The following is a 25,588-nucleotide window of genomic DNA, read 5'->3' as shown; positions in this document are numbered from 1 at the left end:
CCGGCCGGGCCCAATCCCTGGAACCCGGACCCTGGAGCCTGGCCCCTTCCATGCCTGAACTGCCCGAAGTCGAAACCGTCCGCCGCGGCCTGGAGCCGGTGCTGGCGGGCGCGCGCCTGACGCGGGTGCGGCAGAACCGGCCGGACCTGCGCTTTCCCTTTCCCGATCGCTTCCCGGAGCGGCTCGAGGGGGCGACCGTCGAGCGGCTGGAGCGACGGGCCAAATACCTGCTGTTCCCCCTGTCGACCGGCGAGACCTGGGTGACCCACCTCGGAATGACCGGGCGGTTCACGCTGGACGGCGACCAGATCGGCGAGTTCGAGGAGGCGGCGCCCGCCACGGGCAAGCATGAGCACCTCAGCCTGTGTGCCGTCCGCGACGGCCGCGCGACGCGCGTGGGCTTCGCCGACGCCCGCCGCTTCGGCTTCATGGGCCTGATCCCGACCGGGGCCGTCGAGGCCCACCCGTGGTTCGCCGGCCTCGGGCCCGAGCCGCTTGGCAACGCCTTCTCCGGGGCTCATCTGGCCGAGGCGTTCCGCGGCAAGAAGCAGAACGTCAAGGTCAGCCTGCTGGACCAGCGCATCGTCGCGGGCCTGGGCAACATCTACGTCTGCGAGGCCCTGTTCCGCGCCCGCATCTCGCCGCTCACGGCCGCGGGCAAGGTCTCCCGGCCGCGGCTCGAGACCCTCGCCGCCGAGGTCCGCAACGTGCTGAACGACGCCATCGCCGCCGGCGGCTCCACCCTGCGCGACTTCGCCAACGCCGAGGGCGGCCAAGGCTATTTCCAGCACCGCTTCGACGTCTACGGCCGCGAGGGCAAGCCCTGCGCCGGCGAGGGCTGCGGAGGCGTCGTCAAACGGGTCGTCCAGGGCGGCCGCTCGACCTTCTGGTGTCCGGCCTGCCAGCGGCGGTAGCGGAAGGGATGAGGGATGAGGGATGAGGGATGAGGGATGAGGGATTGGGGATTGGGGATTGGGGATTGGGGGCCAGGGATGACAAATCCGTAACCTCTCCGCCGCCCGCCTTGCCGCCGGGGGGGCGGCCGGTAAGGTGCCGCCCGACCAATCGTCGGGGACCTGCCGCATGAACCGCACCGCCGCCGCGCTCGCCGCGCTTCTCGCTTCCACCTGTCTGTCGAGCGCCGCCATGGCCCAGTCGTCCCCCGCCGCCTCCGCCGCCCCGGGGGGCTTCGCCACCTCGGACGCGACCGACCCCTGGCTGTGGCTGGAGGAGATCGAGGGCGAGCGGGCGATGGCCTGGGTGGAGGCCCACAACGCGCAGTCGCTGGGCGTGCTGCGCGGCGATCCGCGGTTCGAGACCCTGCACGCCCAGGCGCTGGAGATCGTCGAGTCGCGCGACCGCATCCCCTTCCCGGGCTTCAACCACGACGGCACGATCGACAACTTCTGGCAGGACGCGAATCACGTGCGCGGGGTGTGGCGCACCACGACCCTGGACAGCTACCGCTCGGCCGAGCCGCAGTGGGAGACCATCCTCGACGTCGACGCCCTGGCCGCGGCCGAGGGCAAGAACTGGGTCTACAAGGGCGCGACCTGCCTGCCGCCGGAGGAGACCCGCTGCCTCGTCTCCCTGTCCGACGGCGGCAAGGACGCGGTGACCATCCGCGAGTTCGACCGGACGACGAAGACCTTCGTCGAAGGCGGCTTCGTGCTGCCGGAGTCGAAGGGCGGCGCCTCGTGGGTCGACGCCGACACCCTGCTGGTGTCGCGCGACTTCGGTCCGGGCTCGATGACGACCTCGGGCTATCCGATGATCGTCAAGGTGCTGCGCCGCGGCCAGACGCTGGACCAGGCGCAGACGGTGTTCACCGGCCAGCCGACCGACGTCTCGGTCTCGGGCTACAGCCTGCGGGACGCCGACGGAAACATCCGCGCCACCCTGATCAACCGCGGCGTCAACTTCTACGAGGGCGAGACGCACCGGCTGAACGCCGACGGCACGACCACGAAGCTGGAGCTGCCGGCCAAGTCGAGCATCAACGCCCTGGTGCAGGGCCAGCTGGTGGTGACCACCGACCAGGACTGGACCGCGCCCTCGGGCCAGGAATTCCGCACCGGCGACGTCATCGCCTGGGACCTCGACCGTTGGCTGGCCGATCCGGCGACGCCGGCGCAGCTGGTCATCCGGCCGGGCGAGCGCGAGGCGGTGGAGGGGATCTCCAACACCCGCAACCGGCTGGTCGTGGCCATGACCGAGAACGTGCGCGGCGCGGTCTACGTCTACGAGCCCGCCGCCTCCGGGCCGTGGTCGCGGACCCGGCTGGACCTGCCGGAGAACGTCACCGTCGGGGTCGGCTCGGCCAGCGAGCGCGACGACCGGGTGTTCGTCAGCGTGGCCGGCTACCTGACCCCGTCCAGCCTCTACCTGGCCGACGCCGCCGCCGGCGAGGCCGGGGTGGTCAAGTCGCTGCCGGCCAAGTTCGACGCCGAAGGCCTGACGGTCGAGCAGTTCGAGGCCCGGTCGGCGGACGGGACGATGATCCCCTACTTCGTGGTGCACCGCGAGGCGATGCCGCTGGACGGCTCCAACCCGACCCTGCTGTACGGCTACGGCGGCTACCAGGTGTCGCTGCTGCCCGGCTACTCGGCCACGGTGGGCAAGCTGTGGCTGGAGCGCGGCGGGGTCTATGTGGTGGCCAATACCCGCGGCGGCGGCGAGTTCGGGCCGCGCTGGCACCAGGCGGCGCTGCAGCAGAACCGGCAGCGGGCGCACGAGGACTTCCAGGCCGTGGCCGAGGACCTGATCCGGCGCGGGATCACCTCGCAGCCGCGCCTCGGGATCATGGGCGGCTCCCAGGGCGGGCTGTTCATGGGGGCGATGCTGACCCAGCGGCCGGACCTGATCAACGCGGCGGTGATCCAGGTGCCCCTGTTCGACATGCTGCGCTTCCACAAGCTGCTGGCCGGGGCGAGCTGGATCGCCGAGTACGGCGACCCCGACATCCCCGAGCAGCGGGCGTGGATCGAGCAGTATTCGCCCTACCAGCGGCTGGCGGCCGGCCAGCCCTATCCGGAGGTGTTCATCCACACCTCGACCAAGGACGACCGGGTCCATCCGGGCCACGCCCGCAAGGCGGCGGCGCGGCTGGAGGAGCTGGGCTATCCGGTGCTGTTCTACGAGAACACCGACGGCGGCCACGCGGCCGGCGCCAACCTGCGCGAGACCGCCCGGCGGCTGGCGCTGGAGTACACCTATCTGACCCGGCGGCTGATGGATCAGCCGGCGGCAGGGGCTGCGGAGTAAAGAGCATGCGTCACCTGATCCTCTCCGCCGCCCTGCCGGCCCTGCTGCTCGCCGCCTGCGCCGGCGGGCCCATGGGGCCGCGCGCCGACGACGGGGAGGTCATCGTCTCGACGAACGACAGCCCGCCGCCGCACTTCCCGACCGACCTGACCCCGGCCGGCGTGCGGGCCGCGGACGACCATCTGGCGCTGGAAGAGGTGGACGGGGCCGAGGCCATGGCCTTCGTGCGCGCCTCGAACGAACGCGCGCTGGCCGCCCTGACCGGCGACCCGCGCTACGAGACCTTCCGGCGCCAGGCCGAGGCGATCCTGACGGCCACCGACCGCATCCCGGCGCCGTCCTTCCTCGGCGACGGCATCGGCAACTTCTGGCAGGACGCGGCCAATCCCAAGGGGGTGTGGCGGCGCACGACGCTGGACTCCTACCGCTCGGGCGAGACCCGGTGGGAGACGCTGATCGACGTCGACGCCCTCGCCCGCACCGAGGGCAAGGACTGGGTGTGGAAGGGCGCCGACTGCCTCGCGCCGGACGAGACGCGCTGCCTGGTCAACCTGTCGGACGGCGGCAAGGACGCGGTGGTGGTGCGGGAGTTCGACACCGCCTCGAAGCGCTTCGTCGACGGCGGTTTCGTCCTGCCCGAGGGCAAGCACCGCATCGAGTGGCTGGACCGCGACACCCTGCTGGTGGCGACGGACTTCGGCGAGGGGACGCTGACCGAGAGCGGCTATCCCTTCATCGTCAAGGCGCTGAAGCGCGGCCAGACGCTGGACCAGGCGACCGAGGTGTTCCGCGGCGCGCAGGGGGATGGCGGCTACGGCGTCAGCCCGGCGGTCTTCCGCGACAGGGACGGGGCCGTGCAGGCGGTGATCATCAGCCGGCCGCTGGACACCTTCCGCAGCGAGACGTGGGAGCTGGTCGACGGCGCGCCCGTGCGGCTGGACGTGCCGCAGCGGCTGAGCCTCTACGGCGTGGTCCACGGCTCGCTGATCCTGTCGAACGACGAGCCGTGGACGCACCTGGGCCAGACCTATGAGGCGGGCTCCCTGCTGTCGCCCTGCCTGATCTGCCTGCGCCGGCCGCTGCCGGAGGGCGAGACGGCGGTGTCGAACCGCGCGGTGCGCATCTTCACGCCGGGCGAACGGCAGGCGGTGTCCGACGTGCGGGTGCTGCACGACCGGGTGCTGGTCGGCTACGCCGACAATGTCGTCGGCAAGCTGGCGGTGTTCGGGGACCGGGGCGAGCGCGGCTGGGTCCGCACCGACATCGCCACCCCCGACAATCTCGCGGTCAGTCTCGGCGACAGCTCGAAGTCGCGCGGCCAGGTGTTCGTCTCGGCCCAGGGCTTCCTGACGCCGCCGACGCTCAGCCTCGCCGACGCGGGGGCGGGCTCGCTCGAGACGCTGCGCCAGGCCCCGGCGAAGTTCGACGCCTCCACCCACGTGGTCGAGCAGTTCGAGGCCACGTCCTCCGACGGGACGAAGATCCCCTACTTCGTCACCCGCCCCCGCGACCTCCCCATGGACGGGACCGCGCCGACCATCCTGTTCGGCTACGGCGGCTTCCAGGTCAGCTTCCCGCCCGCCTACAAGCCGGAGATGGGTAAGCTGTGGCTGGAGAACGGCGGGGTCTTCGTCCAGGCCAACATCCGCGGCGGCGGCGAGTTCGGACCGGAATGGCACCAGTCGGTGCTGAAGGAAAACCGCCAGCTGGCCTTTGACGACTTCGCGGCGGTGGCGCGCGACCTGCACGCGCGGGGCGTCACCTCGCCCGAGCACACGGGCATCTACGGCCGCTCGAACGGGGGCGTGCTGACCTCGGTGTCCATCACCCAGCACCCGGAGCTGTTCAATGCGGCGGTGATCGAGAGCCCGCTGATCGACATGCTGCGCTACCACGAGCTGCCCGCGGGGGCGTCGTGGATCGGCGAGTACGGGGACCCGCGCATCCCCGGGGAGGCGGAGTTCATCGCCCGCTATTCGGCCTACCAGCACCTTCGTCCGGACGCGGAATACCCGCGCGTCTACATCACCACCAACACCCGCGACGACCGGGTGCACCCCGGTCACGCCCGCAAGTTCGCGGCGCGGCTGGGGGAGATGGGCCACGACCACCTTTACTATGAGGAGACGGCCGGCGGGCACTCGAACGACGCCGACCCGATCGCCAACGCCCGCCGCTGGGCCCGCCACTACGTCTATCTGGCGCAGCAGCTGATGGACTGAGGTCGCCCATTCCTCCCCCACCGGGGGAGGACTGACAGTCAGGCCGCGGCCAGCACCTTGGCCTTCTTCGGCTTGTCCGCCTTGTCGGCCTTGTCGGCCTTGTCGGCCTTGTCCGCCTTGGCCGCCTTCTTTTCCGCCTTGGCGGCCTTCTTGGCCTCGCGCTCGGCCTTCTTGGCGGCCTTGGCCTCGGCCTTCGCCTTGAGCGGGGCGGCGTCGGCCTCGCCGGCGAGGGCGGCGAGGAGTTCGAGGAAGGCGCCGCGCTTGCCCTTGGGCAGCAGGGCCATGATTCGCTTGTCGGCCGCCTCGACCTTCGGCCGGGCCGCCTCGAGGGCCGCCTCGCCCGCCGCCGACAGGCGCACCGCCTTGGCGCGGGCGTCCAGGGTCGAGCGCTCGCGGTCGAGCAGGCCCTTCGCCGTCATGCGCGCCACGAGATCGGCGAGGGTGGAGCGGTCGATGCCGGTGGCGCGGACGAGATCCGTCTGCGTCAGGCCGGCCTTGCGGCTGGCGGCCTCGAGGACCGCGAACTGGCGCTGGGTGAGGCCGTCCGGCCCCGACTCCTCGGCGTAGATGTCGAGCGCCAGCTGCAGCGCGCGATGCATCAGATGGCTGGGCGAGCCGTCGAGACCCTGCGGCCGTTTCGTCTTGTCGCCGGACTTGACCATGGAACCGTATCCCCTCGGTTGCGCGGCAGAGGTAGCAGGCCCGCTTTACGGTTTGACGACGGACGATCCCGTCGCCTCAGAGTCCGGTGTCCGGAGACACCGGTTCGGCCGGCTCCTCCTCCCGGATCAGGTGCTTCATGATGAAGAACACCTGCCAGATCCCGAAGGCCGCCGACGCCAGCCACAGGCCGCCGCGGAAGGCCACCCAGGTGTCGTCCGGCTGGGTCCGCCAGACGATCTCGTTCACCACCGCCACCGCCGCGAAATAGACGCCGTAGCGCAGGGTCAGGCCGCGCCAGCCGGCGTCGGTGATGCGGATCGCCTCGCCGAGCAGGTATTTGAACGGGTAGCGGCGCAGCGGCAGGGAGCCGAGCAGGACGACGGCCAGCAGGCCGTTCTGGATGGTCAGCTTGATCTTGAGCAGGGTCGGGTCGTGAAAGACCAGGGTCAGGGCGCCGAAGATCAGGGCGAAGCCGCCCGTCAGCAGCGGCAGCGGGGCCAGCCGCCGCTCGACGATCCAGCCGACGAGCAGGGCGATGGCCGAGGCGCCGACCAGCACCCAGGTGGCCTGGACCAGCGCCTCCTGGCCGTCGAGGCCGCGGACGAAGCGGTTGACCGCATAGGCGGCCATGAAGGCCACCAGGGCGCCGAAGTCGACGGCCTGGCGGATGTGGGCGCCCCTGCGGGCGGCGGAGCCGTTCGGCGCGTCTGTCATCGGGAATCCTCGAGCCCGACCAGCGAGCGGGAAAAGGCGCGGGCGTCGAACGGCTGCAGGTCGTCGATCCCCTCGCCGACGCCGATCAGCTTGATCGGGGCGTCCGAGGCCTGGGCGACCGGGACCAGCACCCCACCGCGGGCGGTGCCGTCCAGCTTGGTCATGACGATGCCGGAGACGTAGGCGGTGCGGCCGAAGATCTTCTCCTGCTCGAGGGCGTTGCGGCCGACGGTGGCGTCCAGCACCAGCAGGGTCTCGTGCGGGGCGTCCGGATCGATCTTCTTCAGCACGCGCACGATCTTGAGCAGCTCGTCCATCAGCTGCGACTTGTTCTGCAGCCGTCCGGCGGTGTCGATGAGCACGACGTCGAAGCCTTCGGCCTTCGCCCGGGTGTAGGCGTCGAAGGCCAGGCCGGCGGGGTCGGCCCCGTCGCGGCGGCTCTCGAAGGCGGCGCCGGCGCGCTCGGCCCAGACCTTGAGCTGTTCCCGGGCGGCGGCGCGGAAGGTGTCGCAGGCGACGATCATCACCTTCGCCCCCTGGCCGGTCAGGTCGGCGGCGATCTTGCCGAGCGTCGTGGTCTTGCCCGAGCCGTTGACGCCGACGAACAGGGTGACGAAGGGCTTCGGCCCGGCCAGCGGTTCGTAGCGCGCCTCGTGTCCGATCAGTTCGGCGGTCACCGCCTCGGCCAGCGCCTCCTTGACCTCGCGCTCGTCGGCCCCGGCGGCGAAGCGAAGCTCGCGGAACCGGCCGACGATGCGGTCGGCGGCCGCCGGGCCCAGGTCGCTCTCCAGCAGGTGCTCCTCGAGCTGTTCGAGGGCGCGTTCGCTGAGCGGCTCCTTGACGAAGGCGGCGACGACCTGGTCGGTCATCTGCTTCGAGGAGCGGCTGAGGCCCTCGGTCAGGCGCGAGAACCAGCCCTTTTTCCCGGTGTCGGTCATGAACCCGCTTTAGCGGCCAAGGGTTTGCAGGTCACGGCCAATCGTGGCGAGCCCGCCGCTTTGGCCCTATACGAGCTTGACCGCAGGAAGGACCGCGCCTTGGCCGACGCCCACCCGTTCCATTCCCCCACCACCCACGGCTTCGTGCGGGTGGCCGCCGCCACGCCGGTGGTCCACACCGCCGACCCTGTGGCCAACGCCGACGAACACGCCGCCCTCATCCGGCGTGCGGCCGCCGAGGGCGTGGAGCTGGTGGTGTTCCCGGAGCTGAGCCTGAGCGCCTACGCCATCGACGACCTGGTCATGCAGGGGGCGCTGCTGGACGAGGTGGAGCGGCAGATCGCGCGTCTGGCGCCGCTGACGGCGGAGACCGGGCTGGCGGCGGTGGTCGGCGCCCCCCTGCGCCGCGACGACCGGCTCTACAACTGCGCCGTCGTGATGGGGAACGGGCGGGTGCTGGGCGTGGTCCCCAAGACCTATCTGCCCAACTACCGGGAATACTATGAAAAGCGCTGGTTCTCGGCCGGCGGGGACGTCTCCAGCCACGACGGGGCGCTGGCCCTGGGCGGCGACGAGGTTCCGTTCGGCACGGACCTGCTGTTCGAGGCGGCGGACCGGCCCGGCTTCGTCTTCGGGGTGGAGATCTGCGAGGATTACTGGGCCCCGCTGCCGCCCTCGACGCGGATGGCGCTGTCGGGCGCCCGCATCCTGCTGAATCTGTCGGCCTCCAACATCGTCATCGGCAAGGCCGACGAACGGGCCCTGCTGTGCGCCAGCCAGTCGGCGCGGGCCATGGCCGCCTATGTCTTCGCCGCCTCGGGCTGGGGCGAGTCGACCACCGACCTCGCCTGGGACGGACAGGCGACGATCCACGAGCTGGGCGCCTGCCTCGCCAGCGGCGAGCGGTTCGCGCTGGAGAGCCACCTGACCATCGCCGACGTGGACATCGAGCGCATCGGGCTGGACCGGCTGCGCAACGGCACCTTCGCCGACTGCGCCCGCGACGAGCTGGACGGCTATGTCTTCGAGCGAGTGCTGTTCGAGGCCGGCGCGGCGCGCACGGAGGGGCCGCTGCGCCGTCCGCTGGACCGCTTCCCCTTCGTGCCGGACGATCCGGCGCGGCTGGACCAGGACTGCTACGAGGCCTTCAACATCCAGGTGCAGGGGCTGATGCGCCGGATGAAGGCGACCAATGGCGAGCGGATCGTCATCGGCGTCTCCGGCGGACTGGACTCGACCCAGGCCCTGCTGGTCGCCTGCCGCGCCTTCGACCGGCTGGGCCTGCCGCGGACCGGCATCCTCGGCTACACCATGCCCGGCTTCGCCACCTCGGAGGGGACGAAGTCGAACGCCTGGGCGCTGATGAAGGCCCTGGGGGTCACGGGCGAGGAGATCGACATCCGCCCGACCGCGCTGACCATGCTGGAGGGCATCGGCCATCCGTTCGCCAGCGGCGAGCCGGTGCACGACATCACCTTCGAGAACGTCCAGGCGGGGCTGCGCACCGACTACCTGTTCCGGCTGGCCAACCACCACGGCGCCTTCGTGCTCGGCACGGGCGACCTGTCGGAGCTGGCGCTGGGCTGGGCCACCTATGGCGTCGGCGACCACATGAGCCACTACAACGTCAACGGCGGGGTGGCGAAGACGCTGATCCGCCACCTGATCCGCTGGGTGGCCGACCGCGAGGTGGTGGGGGCCGAGGCCGTGCCGGTGCTGCGCGGCATCCTCGACACCGAGATTTCGCCGGAGCTGGTGCCGGCGACGGACGGCAAGATCCAGTCGACCGAGGGGACCGTGGGTCCCTATCCGCTGAACGACTTCTTCCTGTTCTACATCACCCGCTACGGACTGAAGCCGTCGAAGGCGGCGTACCTGTGCCACGAGGCGTGGAATGACGCCTCGCGCGGCCACTGGCCGGCCGGCGCGCCGGACGACGAGAAGGTCGAGTACGACCTGGCGACCATCAAGTCGTGGCTGCGCAAATTCCTCGTGCGCTTCTTCCAGACCGCCCAGTTCAAGCGCTCGGCCCTGCCGAACGGGCCCAAGGTGGTCACCGGCGGTTCGCTGAGCCCGCGCGGCGACTGGCGGGCGCCGTCGGACGCCACGGCGCGGGTGTGGCTGGACGAGCTGGAAGCGAACGTCCCGGACTGAGGGGTCAGGCGGCAGGTGCTAGGTGCTAGGTGCTAGGTGCTAGGCGCCAGGTGCTAGGCGCCAGGGAGGTTAGCCGGGACTTCGCGGCCCTAGAACCTAGAACCTAGAACCTAGAACCTGGAACCTGGCGCCTGGAACCTCAGTCCACTTCGCCGAGGAACGGAAAGATCGCCGCCTTGGCCTCGGGCTCGTCCAGCATGGGGGCGTGGCCGACGCCGGGGACCTCGACATAGTCCATCTTCGGGGCGCGCTTGCGCATCTTGGCGGCGATGGCCTCGCTGAGCAGGTCGGAGGTCTCGCCGCGCACCAGCAGCACCGGGCGGCCGCGCGCCAGCCGGCCGAACATGGGCCACAGGCTGGGGACGAGCGCCTTCGTCCCCCCCGCCCGGATCGGGACCATGATGTCCGGGTCGTAGTTGAGGATCGGCGCCCCGTCCGGGCCCTCGGTGAACACCCGCCGGGCGAAGGCGGCCCAGTCGGCGTCGTTGTAGTGCGGGAAGGCGACCTCGTTGGTGCGCCGGGCGTAGGCCGCAGCCTCCTTCCAGGTCGGCGTCTCGACCGGCTGGCCGGTGTAGGCGGCGATGCGGGCGAGGCCCTCCTTCGCCACCTCGGGCCCGACATCGTTGATGATCGCCGCGGCGATGACCTTCGAGCGCAGGGCGGCGAGCGCCATGGTGATCAGTCCGCCCATGGAGGTGCCGAGGAAGACGGCGCGCTCGATTCCGGCCTGGCGCAGGAGCTCCAGCACGTCCTTCGCATAGGTGGCCGGCTGGTAGGTCATCGGGTCGGGAGCGCGGTCGGAGCGGCCGCGGCCGCGCACGTCCACCGCCAGCACGCGGCGGCCGGACTGGGCGATCAGCGGGGCGATGGCCTCGAAGTCGGCCGAGTTGCGGGTCAGGCCGTGGATCGCGATCACCGGCAGCTTCGCCGGCCCGGCGGCGGCGGCGTAGTCGCGGGCGTAGAGATGCAGGCCGTCGGCGCTGGTCCAGTGGCGGTCGACGAAGGCGGTCATGCGGGGCTCCGGGTCATCGGCGCAGGGTATTTCATCGGTCGGGGAAATCCACCCGGCGCGGCTCAGTGTCCCAGCAGTTCGCGGACGAAGACGTCGAGGTCGCCGCCCTCGAAGCGGAAGCCGGGCACCCCGGCGCGGCGGGCCGCCTCGAGGTCGCTCTCCTGGTCGCCGATCAGGAAGCTGCGCGCCGGGTCGATGTGGTGGTCGGCGATGGCGCGGAGGATCATGCCCGGGTTGGGCTTGCGGTCCGGGTGGTCCGGATGGCGCCAGCGCTCCTCGCGCGCCTCGGCATGGTACGGACAGGCGTAGACCGCGCCCAGCCGGGCCCCGCCGGCGGCGAAGCGCCGGACCAGCAGGGCGTTGAACGCCTTCATCTGCTGCTCGGTGAACAGGCCGCGCGCGACGCCGGACTGGTTGGTCACGACCACACACAGATAGCCGAGCCGGTTGAGCCGGCCGACCGCGGCGATCGCCCCGGACGTGATGCGCAGGTGCTCTTCGAGGTGGGGATAGCCCGTGTCCTCGATCAACACGCCGTCGCGGTCGAGGAACACGGCGGGAACGCCGTTCGTCATGGGCCGGGCTTAGGGCGCCGGCCGGGTCCGTTGCAATCCCTCACCGGAAGTGAGGCGGCGCGGTTTGGCGCGGGGGCGGACGATTTGCTAGGGAGCGGCCGACCCCGCCGGCGCGTTCTCCCTGCGCCGCCCGCGCCCGCGCGACCGGAGACCCGTCATGACCCTGCCCTTCATCGACCTTCAGGCCCAGCGCCTGCGCCTCGCCGGCAAGATCGAGGCCGCCGTCCAGGAGGCCGTCGTCGGCGGCGCCTGGGTGATGGGGCCGCAGGTGCGCCAGTTCGAGCAGGACCTCGCCGCCTTCGGCCGCGCGAAGCACGCCCTCGGCTGCGCCAACGGCACCGACGCCCTGGCCCTGCCGCTGATGGCCTGGGGGATCGGCCGCGGCGACGCGGTGTTCACGCCGTCGTTCACCTTCGCCGCCACGGCGGAGGTCGTGCCGTGGTTCGACGCCGAGCCGGTGTTCGTCGACGTCGACGCGAAGACCTACAACATGGACCCCGGCCATCTGGAGGCGGCCATCGAGGCGACCCTCAAGGAGGGCCGGCTCAAGCCGCGGGTGGTCATCGCCGTCGACCTGTTCGGCCAGCCCGCCGACTATCCGGCCATTCGGGCGATCTGCGACAGATACGGCCTGAAGCTGATCGCCGATTCGGCCCAGGGCTTCGGCTGCACGCTCGACGGCGAACATCCGCTGAAATGGGCCGACATCACCACCACCAGCTTCTTCCCGGCCAAGCCGCTGGGCTGCTACGGCGACGGCGGGGCGGTGCTGACCAATGACGACGACCTCGCCCAGCTGATCGATTCGATCCGGGTGCACGGCAAGGCGGTGGAGATGGACCTCCGTGACCGGACGTTCGAGCACGAGACCAAATACCTGAACATGCGCATCGGGCTGAACAGCCGGCTCGACACCATCCAGGCGGCGGTGCTGATCGAGAAGCTGAAGGTCTTCCCGCAGGAGATCGAGTGGCGCAACCGGATCGCCGCCCGCTACAACGAGGGCCTGCGCCCGCACGTGGCCGCCGTGCCGGACGTGCCGGCCGGGAATGTCTCCAACTGGGCCCAGTACACCATCGAGCACGAGGACCGGGACGGTCTGGCGGCGCATCTGAAGGAACAGGGCGTGCCGACGGCGGTCTACTATCCGATCCCGCTGCACCTGCAGCCGGCCTACGACATGTATCCGCGCGGGCCGCAGGGCCTGCCGGTCACCGAGCGGCTCAAGGACCGGGTGATCAGCCTGCCGATGCACGCCGACCTCGACGCGGCGACCCAGGACCGCATCATCGCCGCCGTCGCCTCCTTCAAGGGCTGAACCGCATGACCCAGCACCAGCAGGTTCTCAGATTCGGCGTGGCCGGCGCCGGCGTCATGGGGCGCAACCACGCCCGCGTCCTCTGCGACATCCGCGACGTGGAGCTGACCCACGTGTTCGATCCCGACGGGGTGACGGCCGAGGGCGTGGCGGCGGCCTATGGCGCGGCGGCGGTGACGACGGCGGACGATTTCGTCGCCGCCGGTCTGGACGCCGCCGTGGTGGCCACGCCCAACCGCACCCACGCCGACCTCGCCGTCGCCCTGTTGGACAGGGGCGTCCACGTGCTCGTCGAGAAGCCGATCGCCGCCACCGTCGAGGACGCCCGCCGCATCATCGACGCCGCCCGGGCCAACGACCGGGTGCTGATGGTCGGCCAGGTGGAGCGCTTCAATCCGGCCGTCGAAGCGGTCAAGCGGGCCATCGACGGCGACGACATCATCTCGATCCAGATCACCCGCGTCGGCCCCTTCCCGCCGCGCATGGGCGAGGTCGGGGTGGTGATCGACCTGGCGGTGCACGACATCGACATCATCCGCCACCTGACCGACAGCGAGATCGCCGAGGTCCAGCCGCAGCTGGCCCGCACCCGCGCCGAGCGCGAGGACACCGCCCTGCTGCAGTTCCGGCTGGAGAACGGGGTCATCGCCCACATCACCACCAACTGGGTCACGCCGTACAAGGTCCGCACCCTGCAGGTCGCCACGCGCAACAAGTTCGTGGTCGCCGACCTGATCACCCGCCAGGTCACCGAATACTTCGGCCAGCAGCCCGACGGCAGCTACCAGACCCGCGCGGTCAACAGCTGGCCGGCCGAGCCGCTGAAGAAGGAGCTGGAGGAATTCGCCCGCGCCATCCGCACCGGCGAGCCGCCGGCGGTGACGGGGGAGGACGGGTTGCGAAACCTGGAAGTGGCGCTGAGGTGCCTGGGCGAGGGCTAGCCGCAGATGACGCAAGCTTAACTTCGCGCGCCGGTGCGTCCCGACTAGCGTCAGCTCATGCATCGGCTCCTGATCCTCTTGTCCGCCCTGTTCCTCTGCGCCGCCGACCGGCCCGCGTCTCCCGGTCCCGCCGCGACCGGGACCGTGGCCGCGCGGGCAGGCCTGCGGGTGCTGACCCATCCGACGCTCGGCGAGATATGGCTGGTCCATCCGGTCGTCCGGGGCGCCGTCGCCCGGCCGGGGCCCGGTCCGTCCGGGGCGGCTACGGCGGCGATCGCCCGGCGCTTCGGCGACGAGCTCGCCGGCAGATTCGCCGCGCTGCCCTATGCCCTCGCCGAGGACGCGGCCTTCGGCGGACCTCCCGCGCCGCTGGTGATCCTGACCCCGGGCGCCAACATGGGCGGCTCCGCCTACCGGCGCCTGGCGGAGGACCTCGCGGCCCACGGCTATGTCGTCGCCCTGCTGCATCCCCAGGGGAGTCCCGGTCCGTCAGACGGGCGCTATGGCGAGGCGGCGTCCGAGATCGCGACCGCGCTCGGGTTCCTTACGGCGCCGGACGCCGGGTGGTCGGACTGGATCCGGCCGGGTCCGGTCGGCCTTGTCGGCCATTCGCTGGGCGGCGCGGCCTCGGTCCTGGCGCTGGCCTCCGCGCCCGGGGGATCGGCGGCGGTCAATCTGGACGGGGATTTCGCCGGCGCGGCGGCGCGGCCTGCGGCCGGGCCGGTGCTTTATCTCATCGGGATGACCGACGGCGAAACAGACCGGAGCCGCGAGCGGCGGCGCGGCGTGTGGGCCACGGTGTCGGCAGGGTCCCGCGAGGCGGTCGCCCTGCAGTTGGCCGAGATGCGCCATTTCGACGCCACCGACCTGAGCCTGCTCTCCGACGCCGCACCGCCGGAGCGCCGCCACAACCGTTTTGGTCCCGCGGAGCCCGGTCTGACCCTGCTCCGCCTCAACGCCCTGACCGTGGCCTGGCTGGATCGGTGGCTGAAAGGCGATGAAGCGGCATGGGCCCGCGCACGCGCGAACGATCCGCAGTTCGCAGAGGCGCAAACGTTCTGAACGGCGCCCCTTCAGCCCACCACCTGCATCCCCAGCCACTCCGCCACCAGCGCCGGCTTGTCGGCGCCCTCGATCTCCACCGTCAGCTCGTGCTTGAGCAGCCAGCGGCCGCCGCCCTTGTCGTCCGCGGAGAGCAGGCGGAAACGGCCGCGCACCTTCGAGCCGGCGGGCACGGGGGCGAGGAAGCGGAGCTTGTCGAAGCCGTAGTTCAGGCCCATGGCCACGCCTTGCAGCGGCGGCACGCAGTCGTAGGACATGGCCGAGGCGAGGCTGAGGGTCAGGAAGCCGTGGGCGATGGTCCCGCCGAGCGGGGTCTGCTTCGCCCGCTCCGGATCCACATGGATGAACTGGCGATCCTCGGTGATGCCGGCGAAGGCGTCGATGCGGGCCTGGTCGATCTCGAACCAGCGGCTGACGCCGATCTCCCGGCCGATCAGGCCGGGCAGGTCGGCGACGGGGATGGGCGTTGCAGTGCGGCTCATGCGGCCTTTCTCCAGTCGGCGGGGTCGAAGCGGTCCTCGATGATGGCCGAAAACAGGGCCGGGTCCACATTGCCGCCGGACAGGACGAGGGCGGTGGTCCGGTCCCTCGCCTCGACCTTGCCGGCCAGCAGGGCGGCCAGGGAGACGGCGCCGCCGGGCTCGACCACCAGCTTCAGGGCGCGGAAGGCGAAGCGCACCGCCTCGGCCACCTCGGCGTCGGAGACCGTGACCACCGACCGGAGGCGGCGGTTGATCGGGAAGGTCAGCTCGCCCGGCCGGTCGGTCATCAGGGCGTCGCAGATGGTGCCGGGCGCCGGGGCGTGGGTCCGGCGCTCGCCGGCCGCGAGGGAGAGGGCGGTGTCGTTGTAGGCCTCGGGCTCGACCCCGATCACCGGCGTGTCGGGCGACAGGGCGGCCATCGACAGGTTGATGCCGGCGATCAACCCCCCGCCCGAGGTTCCGCACAACAGTTGATCGATCCGGGCGCCGACGGCTTCCGCCTGTTCCAGCATCTCGAGCCCGGTCGTGCCCTGGCCCTCGATGACGAACGGATCGTCGAACGGGCGGACCAGCACCGAGCCGCGGGTGGCGGCGATCTCCTCGCCGATCGCCTCGCGGCTTTCGCGGTAGCGGTCGTACATGCGCACCTCGCCGCCAAAGGCGATCACCCCCTCGACCTTCACCTTCGGGCTGTCGGCGGGCATGACGATGATCGCCGGAGTCCCCATCATCCGGGCCGCGCAGGCCACGGCCTGGGCGTGGTTGCCGGAGGAGTAGGCGACCACCCCGCGGGCCAGCTCGTCCGGGGTCAGCCGGCTGATGCGGTTCCAGGCCCCGCGGAACTTGAAGGCGCCGGCGCGCTGCAGGGTCTCGGCCTTGAGCAGCACGCGGCCGTCGAGGCGCTCGTTGAGGGCGGGGCTTTCGATCAGCGGGGTGCGGACGGCGTGGCCGAGCAGCTGGCGGGCGGCGTCCCGGACGCCTTCGAAGGAAGCGGTGTGCATGGCGCAGGCATAGCTCATTCCTCCCCAGCCGGGGAGTAATGGTCTAGCGTCGGCGCATGAGCCAGCTGATCCTCGCCATCGACCAGGGCACCACCTCGACGCGGGCGGTCGCCTTCGAATGCACGCCGGAAGGGGCGCTGCGGCCGGTCGCCGTCAGCCAGATCGAGCTGGCGCAGCACTTTCCCCGGCCCGGCCAGGTCGAGCACGACGCGGGCGAGATCTGGAACGCGACCCTGCAGACCTGCCGGGAGGTGGTCCGCAAGGCCGGCGGCGTCGGCCGCTTCGCCGCCGTGGGCATCACCAACCAGCGGGAGACGGCCGTGCTGTGGGACGCCGCGACCGGCGAGCCGCTGCACCGGGCGATCGTCTGGCAGGACCGGCGCACCGCGGAGGCGACGTCGCGTCTGGCGGCCGCCGGCCACGAGCCGACGGTGCAGGCGGCGACGGGACTGATCCTCGACCCCTACTTCTCCGCCTCGAAGTTCGCCTGGTTGCTGGACGCGGTTCCGGGGGCGCGGGCGCGGGCGGCGCGCGGCGAGGTGAAGCTGGGCACCGTCGACAGCTGGCTGATCTGGAAGCTGACCGGCGGTCGCAGCCATGTGACAGACGCCACCAACGCCAGCCGCACCTCGCTGATGGACCTGGCCGCGCGCCGCTGGCGCGACGACCTGTGCCGGCTGTTCGATGTCCCGCCCGAGGGACTGCCGGAGATCCGGGACTGCGCCGACCGGTTCGGCACGTGCGACGCGGCCCTCTTCGGCGCGCCCCTGCCGATCCACGGCTGCGCCGGCGACCAGCAGGCCGCGCTGGTGGGACACGGCGCCCTGAAGGCCGGCGACGCCAAGATCACCTACGGCACGGGCGCCTTCCTCGTCGCCAACGTCGGCCCGGCCCCGGTCGCCTCGACCAGCCGGCTGCTGGGCACCCTGGGCTACGCCGCCGGCGGGGCCACGGCCTGGGCGCTGGAGGGCTCGATCTTCTCGGCGGGGTCGGCGATCCAGTGGCTGCGCGACGGCCTGGGCGCGCTGCGCGAGTCCCGCCAGTCGGAGGCCATGGCGGCGGGGCTGAAGGACAACGGCGGCGTCTACCTGGTTCCCGGCTTCACCGGCCTCGGGGCGCCGTGGTGGGAGCCGGAGGCGCGCGGGACGATCACCGGCCTGACCCGGGACAGCGGCCCGGCCCATCTGGTGCGGGCGGCGCTGGAGAGCCTCGCCTACCAGACGCGCGACCTGCTCGACGCCCTGGCGAAGGACGGCGCCCCGCCCCTGTCGGTGCTGAAGGTCGACGGCGGGGTGACGGCCAACGCCTTCGCCATGCAGTTCGTGGCCGACGTCTGCGAGGTGACGGTCGAGCGGCCGGCCTTCCAGGAGATGACGGCGCTGGGCGCGGCTAGGCTGGCGGCGCTCGGCGTGGGACTGATCGACGATCTGGAGGACCGCCCGGTCGAGGCCCCGGCCCGCTGGGAGCCGCGGATGGGCGCCGATGCGCGGGAAGCGCTGCTGCAGGGCTGGCGGCGCGCGGTGAAGGCCGCCATCATCGCCGCACGATGAGCCAGACCGACCTCGCCGATCCGCAAGCGACCTTCTCCGGCACCCGGGAGGTCGATCCACGCCACGCCCTGAACGAAGCCCGGCTGGCCGAATGGATGTCCGCCCACGTCATGGGCTTCACCGGCCCGCTGGCGATCCGCCAGTTCCGGGGCGGCCAGTCGAACCCGACCTATGAGCTGACCACGCCCGCCCGCACCTATGTGCTGCGCCGCAAGCCGCCGGGGACGCTGCTGGCCTCGGCCCATGCGGTGGACCGGGAGTTCCGCGTCATCTCGGCCCTGCACGCCCAGGGCTATCCGGTGGCGCGGCCCTGGGCCCTGTGCGAGGACGAGAGCGTCATCGGCTCGATGTTCTACGTGATGGACAAGGTCGACGGCCGCATCCTGTGGGACCTGAAGCTGCCGGGCATGGAGCCGGCGGAGCGGCGGGCCATCTACGAGGCGCAGGTGGACGCCCTGGCGGCCCTGCACCGCTTCGATCCGGAGGCGATCGGCCTCGCGGACTACGGCCGCCCGGGCAACTATTTCGAGCGCCAGGTGGGCCGCTGGACCAAGCAATACCGCGCCTCCGAGACGACGCCGATCCCGGCCATGGACCGGCTGATCGAATTCCTGCCGGCCACCCTGCCGGCGCAGGGGCCGACGCGGATCGTCCACGGCGACTTCCGGCTCGACAACCTGATCCTCGCCCCCGAGGCGCCGGAGGTGCGGGCGGTGCTGGACTGGGAGCTGTCGACCCTCGGCGATCCGATGGCGGACTTCTCCTACCTGCTGATCGCCTGGGTCATTCCGGCGACGGAACGCAACGGCCTGGCCGGGGCGGACATCGCCGCCCTCGGCATTCCCACGGTGGAGGAGACGGTGGCGCGCTATGCGGCGCAGACCGGAACCGCCGCGCCGGAGAACCTGGACTGGCTGTTCGCCTACAACCTGTTCCGGCTGGCGGCCATCTGCCAGGGCATCGCGGGGCGGGTGCGCGACGGCACCGCCGCCTCGGCCCAGGCGCGGGCCATGGGGGCGCAGGCGCCGGTGCTGGCGGAGGCGGCGCTGTCGTTCGCCCGCCGGGCGGGGGCCTGAGGCCTCAGTTCGTGATCACCTGCACCCGGGTCCACAGGCCGCCCCGGTTGATCACCCCGATGCGCAGCCGCGCCGGCGCATGGGGGGCCAGGGTGCAGACCGGGAAGTGATCCCCCGGCCCCTGGGCGCACAGGGTCTTGCCGCCGGCGTCGCGGACCACGAGGTCGACCGGGGCGTCGCCGTCGCCGACCACCGCCACCCGCAGGATCTCGGCCCCCCGGGCGTCGACGTCGAAGCTCCAGCTCTCGCGCGAGGCCAACCGCTTGACCGTCGACACCGGGCCGGCGCCGAACGGTGAGGCGCGCACGCCGTAGGGCGGCGCCGCGGCGACCGGCGGCGGCGGCGGAGGCGGCGGCGGAGGCGGAGGCGGTGGCGGAGGCGGCGGCGGAGGCGGCGGGACGGTCGGGGCCTGGCCGGCCGGCGGCCGGACGCGCGAGCCGCTGGCCTGGATCTCGTCCCGGGCCGCCTGCAGCACGGCCGCCTCGCGGCGCAGACCGGCGGCGGACAGGACGGGCTCGGCCGCCGGGTCGCCCGCGGGGCCGGCGCGCAACGGCACCTCGTCCAGCATCGTCGCCGCCAGCCGCAGCGCCTCCGGACTGGCCCGCTCGCGCCCCCAGGCCGCGAGCTCCGCCGCCATCAGCACCTGGTCGACGCCCCGCGCCTCCGGCGTCCAGTCGGCCACCGGCACGTCCTGACGCGCCGCCGCCGGCGCGCCGCCCCAGGCCGCGGCGACGGCGGCGGCGAGAACGACAAGAAGACGGCGGGCCGGGCGCATCCAGTCACCTGCTGGTTCGGGAAACGGCGAGGCTTGCACTGTCGCGGGCCGGCATCAAGCCGCCACTGACGGAAGCTGACGGCGCCTCAGCCGCGGGGGCGGACGGCGCCGTTGAGGATGCGGCGGTCGGCCCGGGCCTGGACGAGCACGGCCACCGCCTCGTCCTCGGCCACGTCGCCCGGCAGGGGGTAGAGGGCGGGGCGGCCGCTCCAGTCGCCGAGCACCTTAAGCGCGCGCACCACGTTGACGTGGCGCACCGAGCGGCCGCGGTTGTCGCCGGCCCCGATGGCGACGGTCTGGGGACCCGGCCGGTAGATCACCGCCACCACCTGGGCGCCGCCGGCGGGAACCCGGCCGGAGCCGACGCCGACGCTGTCGCCGGTCTCGCGGAATTCGATCTCGGGCGGGAAGACGCGGCGGGCCGCCTCCTCGGCGACCACCGCCTGCAGGTCCTCGACCGCGGTGGCGGGAGCCGTGCGCCGCCCGTCGATCACCACCTGGGGCGTGGACACCGCGCGCAGGCGCAGCGGCCGGCGGTAGGCCCGCTGGCGTTCCGAGAACTCCGGCCGGGCGAAGGTGTCGGGCCAGCCGAGGTAGTCCCAGTAGTCGACGGCGTAGGTGAGGGCGATGACCCCCGGCTCCGCCGCCACCGACTCGAAACGGGCGTTGGCCTCGGGACAGCCGGCGCAGCCCTGGGCGGTGAACAGCTCGACCACCACCGGCTCCGCCGGCGCCGCGTGGCGCACGGCGCGGCCGCCGGCCGGCTGGGCCGAGGAGGCCGCCGCGACGAGGGCGGCCGCGCCGGCCGCCGCAGGGATGATCCAGCCCCGGGTGCGCATGGGCGGCACCTTAATCACGGGCGACCCGCCCGTGCCCCTCATATTCGCGTGAGGGGCTCAGACGCGGATGTCGAGCAGGCTGCCCGGGCGGGCGGGCCGGTCCGCGGCGGCGGCCGCGGCCGCCGGGGCGGAGACGGCGGTCGGCGCGGGCGGAGCCGCCGCCTCGTCCGGGACCGGCGCGAGGCGCTCCAGCGCCGCCTGGAAGAAGGAGGCGCGGTCGGCGCGGGCGGGCGCGGGCGCCGGCGCCGGCTGCGTCGGGAACAGGGGCGAGGTCAGGGGCGGCCGAATCGCGCTCATGGCCGCAGGGTTAATGAAGCTGGTCTACAGAAGGTTAACGGCGCGTCGCGGTCGGCAGGGGCCGGGCCGGGGCCTGGAGGGCGGCGACGAGCCGCTCCACCTCGGCGTCCTCGACCAGCGGTCCGGAGAATTTGGCCACCACATTGCCCATGGCGTCGACGGCGAAGGTCTCGGGCGCGCCGGTGATGCCCAGATCCAGCCCGGCCCGGCCGTCGCGGTCGACCAGCACCATCGAATAGGGATCGCCGAGCTCGTCCAGGAAGGCGCGGGTGTCGGCGGGATCGTCCTTCCAGGCGACGCCGACCACGGCCACGCCCTGCGCCTTCAGCGCCATCAGCTTCGGGTGCTCGACCCGGCACGGGGCGCACCAGCTGGCGAAGACGTTGATCAGCATCGGCTTGCCGACCCCGGCGGTCTTCAGGTCGACGTGGCCGGGGCCCGCCTCCGACCCGGTCAGCATCGGCAGCACCGTCTCCGGGACCGGCTGGCCGACGAGGGCGTCGGGCTTGACCGAGGGATCGCGCTTCAGGGACCAGCCGATGAACAGGGCGGCGAGGGCGACGAGGACGACGAGCGGGACGACGGCCAGCCAGCGGCTCACGGGCGGTCCTCCGCGGCGGCCTCGAGGCGCTTCAGCTCGGCCGACCACTTGCGGGCGGCCAGCAGGGCCCGCGCCGCGAGGGCCGCGAGCGTCAGGGCGGCGATGCCCCAGGCGGGCCAGACGAAGGCGGCGTACTTGCCCATGTCGAGGTCAGGCATCGGGTCAGGCCTCCAGCGCCCGGCGCGCGCGAATGGCCAGCACGCGGCGGCGCACGATCTCGGTGCGGATGGCGGTCAGCCACAGGGCCAGGAACAGCGCCGCCCAGGCCGCCATCATGGTCAGCAGGGGGGTCAGGAACTCGCCGGTCAGGGACGGGCCGCCGGCGCGCAGCAGGGAGGCCGGCTGGTGCAGGGTGTTCCACCAGTCGACCGAGAATTTGACGATCGGCAGATTGACCAGGCCGACGAGGCCCAGCACCGCGGCGGCGCGGGCCGCCTTCTGCTCGTCGTCGATCGAGGCGCGCAGGGCCATGTAGCCGAGGTAGAACAGGAACAGGATCAGCACCGACATCAGCCGGGCGTCGCCCCAGGCCCACCAGGCCCCCCACATGGGCTTGCCCCACAGGCTGCCGGTGACCAGGGCGAGGAAGGTGAAGGCGGCGCCGGGCAGGGCCGCGGCGCGGGCGGCGGCGTCGGCGAGGGCGTGGCGGAACACCAGGGCGAAGAAGCTGGAGACGCCCAGGGCGCCATAGGCCATCAGCCCCAGCGAGGCCGCCGGCACGTGCACGAACATGATCCGCACCGTGTCGCCCTGCTGGTAGTCCTCGGGGGCGGTGAAGGCGAGCCAGGTCGCCGCCGCCAGCAGCACGACCGCAAGGGCCCACAGCGCCGGGGTGAGCGGGCGGGTGAAGCGCAGGAAGCGGTCGGGGTTGGCGAGGCCGAACATCGGCCTGCGATTACGCGCCGGCGCGGGCGCGGGCAAGCGTGCGGCGCGTCGCATTACCAAGGCTTAAGTGGCGTCGCGGAACGCCGCTCCGTACAGGAGGCTGACGCCAACCTGGGCCGTACCGCAATGAAGACCCTGTCGCCCGCCGTTTCCGCGGCCATCCTCCTCCTCGCCGCCCCGGCGGCCGCAGCCCGGGAGCCGGAGACCGCCGCGCCCGCCGACTGGGGCGTCGCCCTGGCCGAGGACGCGCGCGCCTTTCATGACGCGATCGCCGACAGCCACCCCGGCCCGGTGGACGTCGAGAACCCCGGCTTCACCGCCCATCTGGAGGCCGGCCTGGCCCTGGCGCTGGAGCGCGCCCGGACCGCAGACAGTTACGAACACTGGTATTTCGCCCTGCAGGAATACGCCGCCTCGTTCGACGACGGCCACCTGGGACTCGCGGACTGGGCCGGGATGGGCCACCGCTGGACCGCCGACTGGCCGGGCTTCCTGACCGGAATCCGCACCCGCCCGGAGGGCGAGCGGCACGAGGTGGTGTTCCGCCGCGACGAGGCGGCCCCGCCGCTCGGCGCGGTGCTGATCGGCTGCGACGGCCGCGACGCCGGGGCGCTGGCGGCCGAGGTGATCGGCCGGGGCGCCGGACGCTGGAGCATGGCCTCGCGGCGCGCCGCCTTCGCCGGGACGCTGTTCGTGGACCAGCACAACCCCTGGGTCCGCCGGCCGGAGCAGTGCGAGTTCCGGGTGGAGGGCGAGCCCCGGTCGTACCGGCTGACGTGGCGCGACCTGCCCGACCCGGTGCGCGACGAGGGTTTCGCGGCCGCGCGCAGCCCCCGCTTCACCACCGCGATCGAGCTGCGCCCCTGGGCCGGCGGCCAGTGGATCGGGCTCGGCGGCTTCAACGGCGACCCGGAAAGCGAGGACGGCGTGCGCCTCACCGCCCTGCAGGAGGCTGTCGCCGCCCGGGCGGGGGAGATCCGCACCGCGCCGGCGGTGGTGTTCGACCTCCGCGGCAACAACGGCGGCTCGTCGGCCTGGATCTACGCCCTCGCCCGCACCCTGTGGGGGCAGGATCACGTCGAATATCGCCAGCCGCGGTCGACGGCCGTGGACTGGCGGGCCTCGGCCGCCAACCTGGCGACGATCGAGAGCTACAAGACCCTGCTCGGCCCCGATCCGGAGGTGCAGGCCTGGCTCGACCGGATCGCGAGCGGCCTGACCGAGGCCCGCGCCGCCGGTCAGCCGCTGTGGCGGCAGGCCGACGAGGACGAGGCGGCGCCCGTCCCGCCCGCCGACCCGTCGCCGATGCGGGCGCGGACCTGGGTCCTGACCGATTCCGGCTGCGCCTCGGCCTGCCTCGACGCCGTCGACCTGCTGAAGGCCCTCGGCGCCGTCCACCTCGGTCTCGAGACCTCCGGCGACACGGTCTACATGGAGGTCCGCGAGGAGGTCCTGCCGGGCGGCCGGGTCACCGCCCGCGTGCCCATGAAGGTCTACCGCGGCCGGGCCCGCGGCAACAACGAGACCTGGGTTCCCGGGCACGTCTGGCCGGGCGCCCTGTCCGACACCGCCGGGATCGAGGCCTGGATCGCGGAGCTCGACGCCGCCGCGGCGGCAGGCTAGGGGCGTTTCATGAGCGAAGACATCGTCAAGGACGCCAACGGCAACCGTCTGTCGGACGGCGACAGCGTGACCCTGGTCAAGGACCTCAAGGTCAAGGGCTCGGGCGGGGTGACCCTGAAGCGCGGCACGCTGGTGAAGAACATCCGCCTGACCGACGACCCCGACGAGATCGAGGCCAATGTCGAGAAGGTCCGGGGTCTCGTGCTGAGGACCGAGTTCGTCCGCAAGGCCTGAGTCGTGCTGGCGCGCTGCCTGAGCGCGACCCTCAGCCCTGGGCGTTGCGGATGGCGGCGGCCGCGGCGAAGGGGGTGACGGCGGCGGCGAACAGCACATAGGCGGCGAGCAGGGCCAGCGCCGGCGTCGGCGACAGGCCGTTGACGGCGCGCTCGAGGGCCCCGGCGCCGAACACCACCGGCGGGATGAACAGCGGCAGGACCACGACCGCGATCAGCAGGCCGCCGCGCTTCGATCCGAGCGCCAGCGCCGCGCCCAGCGCCCCGGTGAAGGCGAAGCCGAGCCCCCCGATCAGGGCCGACAGGGCGACCAGCGGCGCCTGCGCCGGCGGCAGGCCGAGGGTGATCGCGGCCAGCGGCGCGGTCACCGCCAGCGGCCCCCCGACCGCCAGCCACTGGGCCTTGGCCTTGGCGACCACCGCCAGTTCCAGCGGGACCGGGCCGAGGGCCAGCAGGTCCAGCGCCCCGTCCTCGAAGTCGCGCTCGAACAGGCGCTCCAGCGACAGGATCGACGACAGGGCCAGCGCCAGCCAGGCGATTCCGCCGGCCACCGGCCGCAGCCCGGCCGGGTCGCCGCCCGCCGCCAGCGGCACCAGCGCCGTCAGGCAGAGGAAGAAGCCGCAGGCCAGCAGCGGCCCGCCGCCGCCGCCCCAGGCCAGCGCCAGCTCGCGCCGCCACAGGATCAGCAGCGCCCTCACCGGCCGATCTCCACCGTCCGCGCGGGCACCGGCAGCGGATCGTGCACCGCCGCGAGGATCGCGCCGCCCTTGTCGAGGTGGGCCTGCATGATCACCCCCAAGGCGCCGCGCCAGCGGGCGTCCAGCGGCGCGAACGGCTCGTCGAGCAGCCAGACCGGGCGGGGCGCGGCGACCAGGCGGGCGAAGGCGAGCCGCCGGCGCTGGCCCGCCGACAGCTTGCGCACCTCCAGATCGAGCAGCGGCTGCAGCGCCAGCACGTCGACCGCGGCCGCGACGCCCGCCGGGTCGGCCCCCAGCCAGCCCGCCTGGAAGGCCAGCTCCTCGCGCGCCCGGCGCGCCCCCTTCAGCCCGTCGAGGTGGCCCAGCCAGTGCAGCGCCCGCGCCCGCGCCTCGGCCGGATCGGCCTCGGCGAAGGCGATCTCGCCCGCATCGGGGCGCAGGAAGCCGGCGATGGCGCGCAGCAGGCTGGTCTTGCCGGCCCCGTTGGCGCCGGTCAGGGCCACGGCCTCGCCGGCGGCGAGCGCCAGGTCGAGGCCGGTGAACAGGACCCGCTCACCGCGGGACAGGCTGAGGCCGCGGACGTTGATCATCGCCGCCGCCAGTTGAGAGCCGGTCGCAATACCCATGACGCCGTCGTGGATACATGGACGGGGCCCGACGCCGTC

26 protein-coding genes are annotated in these 25,588 nt (G+C 72.7%); 11 read left to right on the top strand and 15 right to left on the bottom strand.

Going from position 1 to position 25,588, the window contains the following annotated elements; translation table 11 throughout:
* Positions 1-50: 50 nt before the first annotated feature.
* From mutM to H2038_RS03560, 3 genes are all read left to right on the top strand, one after another.
* On the top strand, positions 51-914 hold the full coding sequence (mutM, locus tag H2038_RS03570; RefSeq protein ID WP_292109241.1) for a bifunctional DNA-formamidopyrimidine glycosylase/DNA-(apurinic or apyrimidinic site) lyase: 864 nt from the start codon (positions 51-53) through the stop codon (positions 912-914).
* Between the two features lie 169 nt (positions 915-1,083).
* Entirely contained in the window at positions 1,084-3,264 is a 2,181-nt protein-coding gene (locus H2038_RS03565; RefSeq protein ID WP_292109240.1) for a prolyl oligopeptidase family serine peptidase, read from the top strand.
* Between the two features lie 5 nt (positions 3,265-3,269).
* A complete protein-coding gene (locus H2038_RS03560) occupies positions 3,270-5,486 on the top strand; it encodes a prolyl oligopeptidase family serine peptidase (protein ID WP_292109239.1) in 2,217 nt (738 codons plus the stop codon).
* 38 nt (positions 5,487-5,524) lie between these two features.
* Here the strand turns inward: H2038_RS03560 and H2038_RS03555 are convergent, their stop codons facing one another.
* The 3 genes from H2038_RS03555 to ftsY all read right to left on the bottom strand — a co-directional run bounded on the left by H2038_RS03555 (position 5,525) and on the right by ftsY (position 7,801).
* Positions 5,525-6,148: a helix-turn-helix domain-containing protein gene (locus tag H2038_RS03555; protein WP_292109238.1), complete on the bottom strand. Its 624-nt coding sequence runs from the start codon at positions 6,146-6,148 to the stop codon at positions 5,525-5,527.
* A gap of 76 nt (positions 6,149-6,224) precedes the next feature.
* Positions 6,225-6,863 (bottom strand): inner membrane-spanning protein YciB, encoded by a 639-nt coding sequence (locus H2038_RS03550; protein WP_292109236.1) that lies wholly within the window; start codon positions 6,861-6,863, stop codon positions 6,225-6,227.
* Positions 6,860-7,801, bottom strand: a complete 942-nt coding sequence (ftsY, locus tag H2038_RS03545) for a signal recognition particle-docking protein FtsY (protein ID WP_292109234.1) — start codon at positions 7,799-7,801, stop codon at positions 6,860-6,862. The genes H2038_RS03550 and ftsY overlap by 4 nt, the downstream gene beginning before the upstream one ends.
* Before the next feature lie 99 nt (positions 7,802-7,900).
* On the opposite strand from ftsY, the gene H2038_RS03540 reads away from it, so the two are divergent.
* Positions 7,901-9,955 carry an NAD(+) synthase gene (locus tag H2038_RS03540; RefSeq protein WP_292109232.1) on the top strand — a complete coding sequence of 685 codons (2,055 nt, stop codon included), beginning with the start codon at positions 7,901-7,903 and terminating at the stop codon, positions 9,953-9,955.
* A gap of 139 nt (positions 9,956-10,094) precedes the next feature.
* On the opposite strand, the gene H2038_RS03535 is transcribed toward H2038_RS03540, so the two are convergent.
* Together H2038_RS03535 and H2038_RS03530 are read right to left on the bottom strand one after the other, a co-directional pair.
* Positions 10,095-10,967: an alpha/beta hydrolase gene (locus H2038_RS03535; RefSeq protein WP_292109231.1), complete on the bottom strand. Its 873-nt coding sequence runs from the start codon at positions 10,965-10,967 to the stop codon at positions 10,095-10,097.
* A gap of 62 nt (positions 10,968-11,029) precedes the next feature.
* The gene (locus H2038_RS03530) at positions 11,030-11,542 is read right to left on the bottom strand and encodes an HAD family hydrolase (protein WP_292109229.1); all 513 of its coding nucleotides are present in this window, start codon (positions 11,540-11,542) and stop codon (positions 11,030-11,032) included.
* A gap of 157 nt (positions 11,543-11,699) precedes the next feature.
* Here H2038_RS03530 and H2038_RS03525 point away from each other — a divergent pair, with 157 nt between their 5' ends.
* The 3 genes from H2038_RS03525 to H2038_RS03515 are packed head-to-tail and all read left to right on the top strand — an operon-like array spanning position 11,700 to position 14,863.
* Positions 11,700-12,860, top strand: a complete 1,161-nt coding sequence (locus H2038_RS03525; protein WP_292109227.1) for a DegT/DnrJ/EryC1/StrS aminotransferase family protein — start codon at positions 11,700-11,702, stop codon at positions 12,858-12,860.
* 5 nt (positions 12,861-12,865) lie between these two features.
* Positions 12,866-13,801 (top strand): Gfo/Idh/MocA family oxidoreductase, encoded by a 936-nt coding sequence (locus H2038_RS03520; RefSeq protein ID WP_292109225.1) that lies wholly within the window; start codon positions 12,866-12,868, stop codon positions 13,799-13,801.
* Between the two features lie 57 nt (positions 13,802-13,858).
* Positions 13,859-14,863: an alpha/beta hydrolase gene (locus tag H2038_RS03515; protein ID WP_292109223.1), complete on the top strand. Its 1,005-nt coding sequence runs from the start codon at positions 13,859-13,861 to the stop codon at positions 14,861-14,863.
* 11 nt (positions 14,864-14,874) lie between these two features.
* On the opposite strand, the gene H2038_RS03510 is transcribed toward H2038_RS03515, so the two are convergent.
* Entirely contained in the window at positions 14,875-15,345 is a 471-nt protein-coding gene (locus H2038_RS03510) for a MaoC family dehydratase (protein ID WP_292109221.1), read from the bottom strand.
* Positions 15,342-16,346, bottom strand: a complete 1,005-nt coding sequence (locus H2038_RS03505; RefSeq protein WP_292109220.1) for a threonine/serine dehydratase — start codon at positions 16,344-16,346, stop codon at positions 15,342-15,344. The genes H2038_RS03510 and H2038_RS03505 overlap by 4 nt, the downstream gene beginning before the upstream one ends.
* 56 nt (positions 16,347-16,402) lie before the next feature.
* On the opposite strand from H2038_RS03505, the gene glpK reads away from it, so the two are divergent.
* Positions 16,403-17,896, top strand: coding sequence for a glycerol kinase GlpK (gene glpK, locus H2038_RS03500; protein WP_292109219.1), 1,494 nt, complete (start codon positions 16,403-16,405; stop codon positions 17,894-17,896).
* Positions 17,893-18,972, top strand: a complete 1,080-nt coding sequence (locus tag H2038_RS03495) for a phosphotransferase family protein (protein WP_292109217.1) — start codon at positions 17,893-17,895, stop codon at positions 18,970-18,972. The genes glpK and H2038_RS03495 overlap by 4 nt, the downstream gene beginning before the upstream one ends.
* Before the next feature lie 4 nt (positions 18,973-18,976).
* Here H2038_RS03495 and H2038_RS03490 read toward each other — a convergent pair whose 3' ends face one another.
* The 6 genes from H2038_RS03490 to ccmC all read right to left on the bottom strand — a co-directional run bounded on the left by H2038_RS03490 (position 18,977) and on the right by ccmC (position 22,369).
* Positions 18,977-19,747, bottom strand: coding sequence for a hypothetical protein (locus H2038_RS03490; protein ID WP_292109216.1), 771 nt, complete (start codon positions 19,745-19,747; stop codon positions 18,977-18,979).
* An 86-nt stretch (positions 19,748-19,833) separates the two neighbouring features.
* The gene (locus tag H2038_RS03485; protein ID WP_292109214.1) at positions 19,834-20,586 is read right to left on the bottom strand and encodes a thioredoxin family protein; all 753 of its coding nucleotides are present in this window, start codon (positions 20,584-20,586) and stop codon (positions 19,834-19,836) included.
* Between the two features lie 57 nt (positions 20,587-20,643).
* Positions 20,644-20,883, bottom strand: coding sequence for a hypothetical protein (locus tag H2038_RS03480; protein WP_292109212.1), 240 nt, complete (start codon positions 20,881-20,883; stop codon positions 20,644-20,646).
* Between the two features lie 34 nt (positions 20,884-20,917).
* The gene (locus H2038_RS03475; protein ID WP_292109210.1) at positions 20,918-21,484 is read right to left on the bottom strand and encodes a DsbE family thiol:disulfide interchange protein; all 567 of its coding nucleotides are present in this window, start codon (positions 21,482-21,484) and stop codon (positions 20,918-20,920) included.
* The gene (ccmD, locus tag H2038_RS03470; protein WP_292109208.1) at positions 21,481-21,642 is read right to left on the bottom strand and encodes a heme exporter protein CcmD; all 162 of its coding nucleotides are present in this window, start codon (positions 21,640-21,642) and stop codon (positions 21,481-21,483) included. Before ccmD ends, H2038_RS03475 begins: the two co-directional genes overlap by 4 nt.
* Before the next feature lie 4 nt (positions 21,643-21,646).
* The gene (gene ccmC, locus H2038_RS03465; RefSeq protein ID WP_292109206.1) at positions 21,647-22,369 is read right to left on the bottom strand and encodes a heme ABC transporter permease CcmC; all 723 of its coding nucleotides are present in this window, start codon (positions 22,367-22,369) and stop codon (positions 21,647-21,649) included.
* A 126-nt stretch (positions 22,370-22,495) separates the two neighbouring features.
* On the opposite strand from ccmC, the gene H2038_RS03460 reads away from it, so the two are divergent.
* Both H2038_RS03460 and H2038_RS03455 read left to right on the top strand, forming a co-directional pair.
* A complete protein-coding gene (locus H2038_RS03460; RefSeq protein ID WP_292109204.1) occupies positions 22,496-23,992 on the top strand; it encodes a S41 family peptidase in 1,497 nt (498 codons plus the stop codon).
* A gap of 9 nt (positions 23,993-24,001) precedes the next feature.
* Positions 24,002-24,226 carry an alkylphosphonate utilization protein gene (locus H2038_RS03455; RefSeq protein ID WP_292109203.1) on the top strand — a complete coding sequence of 75 codons (225 nt, stop codon included), beginning with the start codon at positions 24,002-24,004 and terminating at the stop codon, positions 24,224-24,226.
* A 31-nt stretch (positions 24,227-24,257) separates the two neighbouring features.
* Here H2038_RS03455 and ccmB read toward each other — a convergent pair whose 3' ends face one another.
* Both ccmB and ccmA read right to left on the bottom strand, forming a co-directional pair.
* Complete coding sequence (gene ccmB / locus H2038_RS03450) at positions 24,258-24,923, bottom strand: heme exporter protein CcmB (protein WP_292109201.1); 666 nt, start codon at positions 24,921-24,923, stop codon at positions 24,258-24,260.
* The gene (gene ccmA / locus H2038_RS03445; protein ID WP_292109200.1) at positions 24,920-25,549 is read right to left on the bottom strand and encodes a heme ABC exporter ATP-binding protein CcmA; all 630 of its coding nucleotides are present in this window, start codon (positions 25,547-25,549) and stop codon (positions 24,920-24,922) included. Before ccmA ends, ccmB begins: the two co-directional genes overlap by 4 nt.
* Positions 25,550-25,588 lie beyond the last annotated feature (39 nt).

Source organism: Brevundimonas sp. (assembly GCF_013912005.1).
GTDB lineage: Bacteria > Pseudomonadota > Alphaproteobacteria > Caulobacterales > Caulobacteraceae > Brevundimonas.
Note: the sequence above shows the minus strand (reverse complement) of the source record. Positions and strands in the feature narration are given on the sequence as shown.

Bases quoted from the DNA above. Each gene is read 5' to 3' on its own strand.
- H2038_RS03525 (WP_292109227.1), top strand. From the start codon at position 11,700: ATGACCCTGCCCTTCATCGACCTTCAGGCCCAGCGCCTGCGCCTCGCC.
- ccmC (WP_292109206.1), bottom strand. From the start codon at position 22,369: ATGTTCGGCCTCGCCAACCCCGACCGCTTCCTGCGCTTCACCCGCCCG.
- ccmA (WP_292109200.1), bottom strand. From the start codon at position 25,549: ATGGGTATTGCGACCGGCTCTCAACTGGCGGCGGCGATGATCAACGTC.
- H2038_RS03530 (WP_292109229.1), bottom strand. From the start codon at position 11,542: ATGACGAACGGCGTTCCCGCCGTGTTCCTCGACCGCGACGGCGTGTTG.
- mutM (WP_292109241.1), top strand. From the start codon at position 51: ATGCCTGAACTGCCCGAAGTCGAAACCGTCCGCCGCGGCCTGGAGCCG.
- H2038_RS03490 (WP_292109216.1), bottom strand. From the start codon at position 19,747: ATGCGCCCGGCCCGCCGTCTTCTTGTCGTTCTCGCCGCCGCCGTCGCC.
- H2038_RS03555 (WP_292109238.1), bottom strand. From the start codon at position 6,148: ATGGTCAAGTCCGGCGACAAGACGAAACGGCCGCAGGGTCTCGACGGC.
- H2038_RS03550 (WP_292109236.1), bottom strand. From the start codon at position 6,863: ATGACAGACGCGCCGAACGGCTCCGCCGCCCGCAGGGGCGCCCACATC.
- H2038_RS03485 (WP_292109214.1), bottom strand. From the start codon at position 20,586: ATGCGCACCCGGGGCTGGATCATCCCTGCGGCGGCCGGCGCGGCCGCC.
- H2038_RS03520 (WP_292109225.1), top strand. From the start codon at position 12,866: ATGACCCAGCACCAGCAGGTTCTCAGATTCGGCGTGGCCGGCGCCGGC.
- H2038_RS03510 (WP_292109221.1), bottom strand. From the start codon at position 15,345: ATGAGCCGCACTGCAACGCCCATCCCCGTCGCCGACCTGCCCGGCCTG.
- glpK (WP_292109219.1), top strand. From the start codon at position 16,403: ATGAGCCAGCTGATCCTCGCCATCGACCAGGGCACCACCTCGACGCGG.
- H2038_RS03460 (WP_292109204.1), top strand. From the start codon at position 22,496: ATGAAGACCCTGTCGCCCGCCGTTTCCGCGGCCATCCTCCTCCTCGCC.
- H2038_RS03495 (WP_292109217.1), top strand. From the start codon at position 17,893: ATGAGCCAGACCGACCTCGCCGATCCGCAAGCGACCTTCTCCGGCACC.
- H2038_RS03560 (WP_292109239.1), top strand. From the start codon at position 3,270: ATGCGTCACCTGATCCTCTCCGCCGCCCTGCCGGCCCTGCTGCTCGCC.
- H2038_RS03455 (WP_292109203.1), top strand. From the start codon at position 24,002: ATGAGCGAAGACATCGTCAAGGACGCCAACGGCAACCGTCTGTCGGAC.
- ftsY (WP_292109234.1), bottom strand. From the start codon at position 7,801: ATGACCGACACCGGGAAAAAGGGCTGGTTCTCGCGCCTGACCGAGGGC.
- H2038_RS03505 (WP_292109220.1), bottom strand. From the start codon at position 16,346: ATGCACACCGCTTCCTTCGAAGGCGTCCGGGACGCCGCCCGCCAGCTG.
- H2038_RS03535 (WP_292109231.1), bottom strand. From the start codon at position 10,967: ATGACCGCCTTCGTCGACCGCCACTGGACCAGCGCCGACGGCCTGCAT.
- H2038_RS03515 (WP_292109223.1), top strand. From the start codon at position 13,859: ATGCATCGGCTCCTGATCCTCTTGTCCGCCCTGTTCCTCTGCGCCGCC.
- H2038_RS03480 (WP_292109212.1), bottom strand. From the start codon at position 20,883: ATGAGCGCGATTCGGCCGCCCCTGACCTCGCCCCTGTTCCCGACGCAG.
- ccmD (WP_292109208.1), bottom strand. From the start codon at position 21,642: ATGCCTGACCTCGACATGGGCAAGTACGCCGCCTTCGTCTGGCCCGCC.
- H2038_RS03565 (WP_292109240.1), top strand. From the start codon at position 1,084: ATGAACCGCACCGCCGCCGCGCTCGCCGCGCTTCTCGCTTCCACCTGT.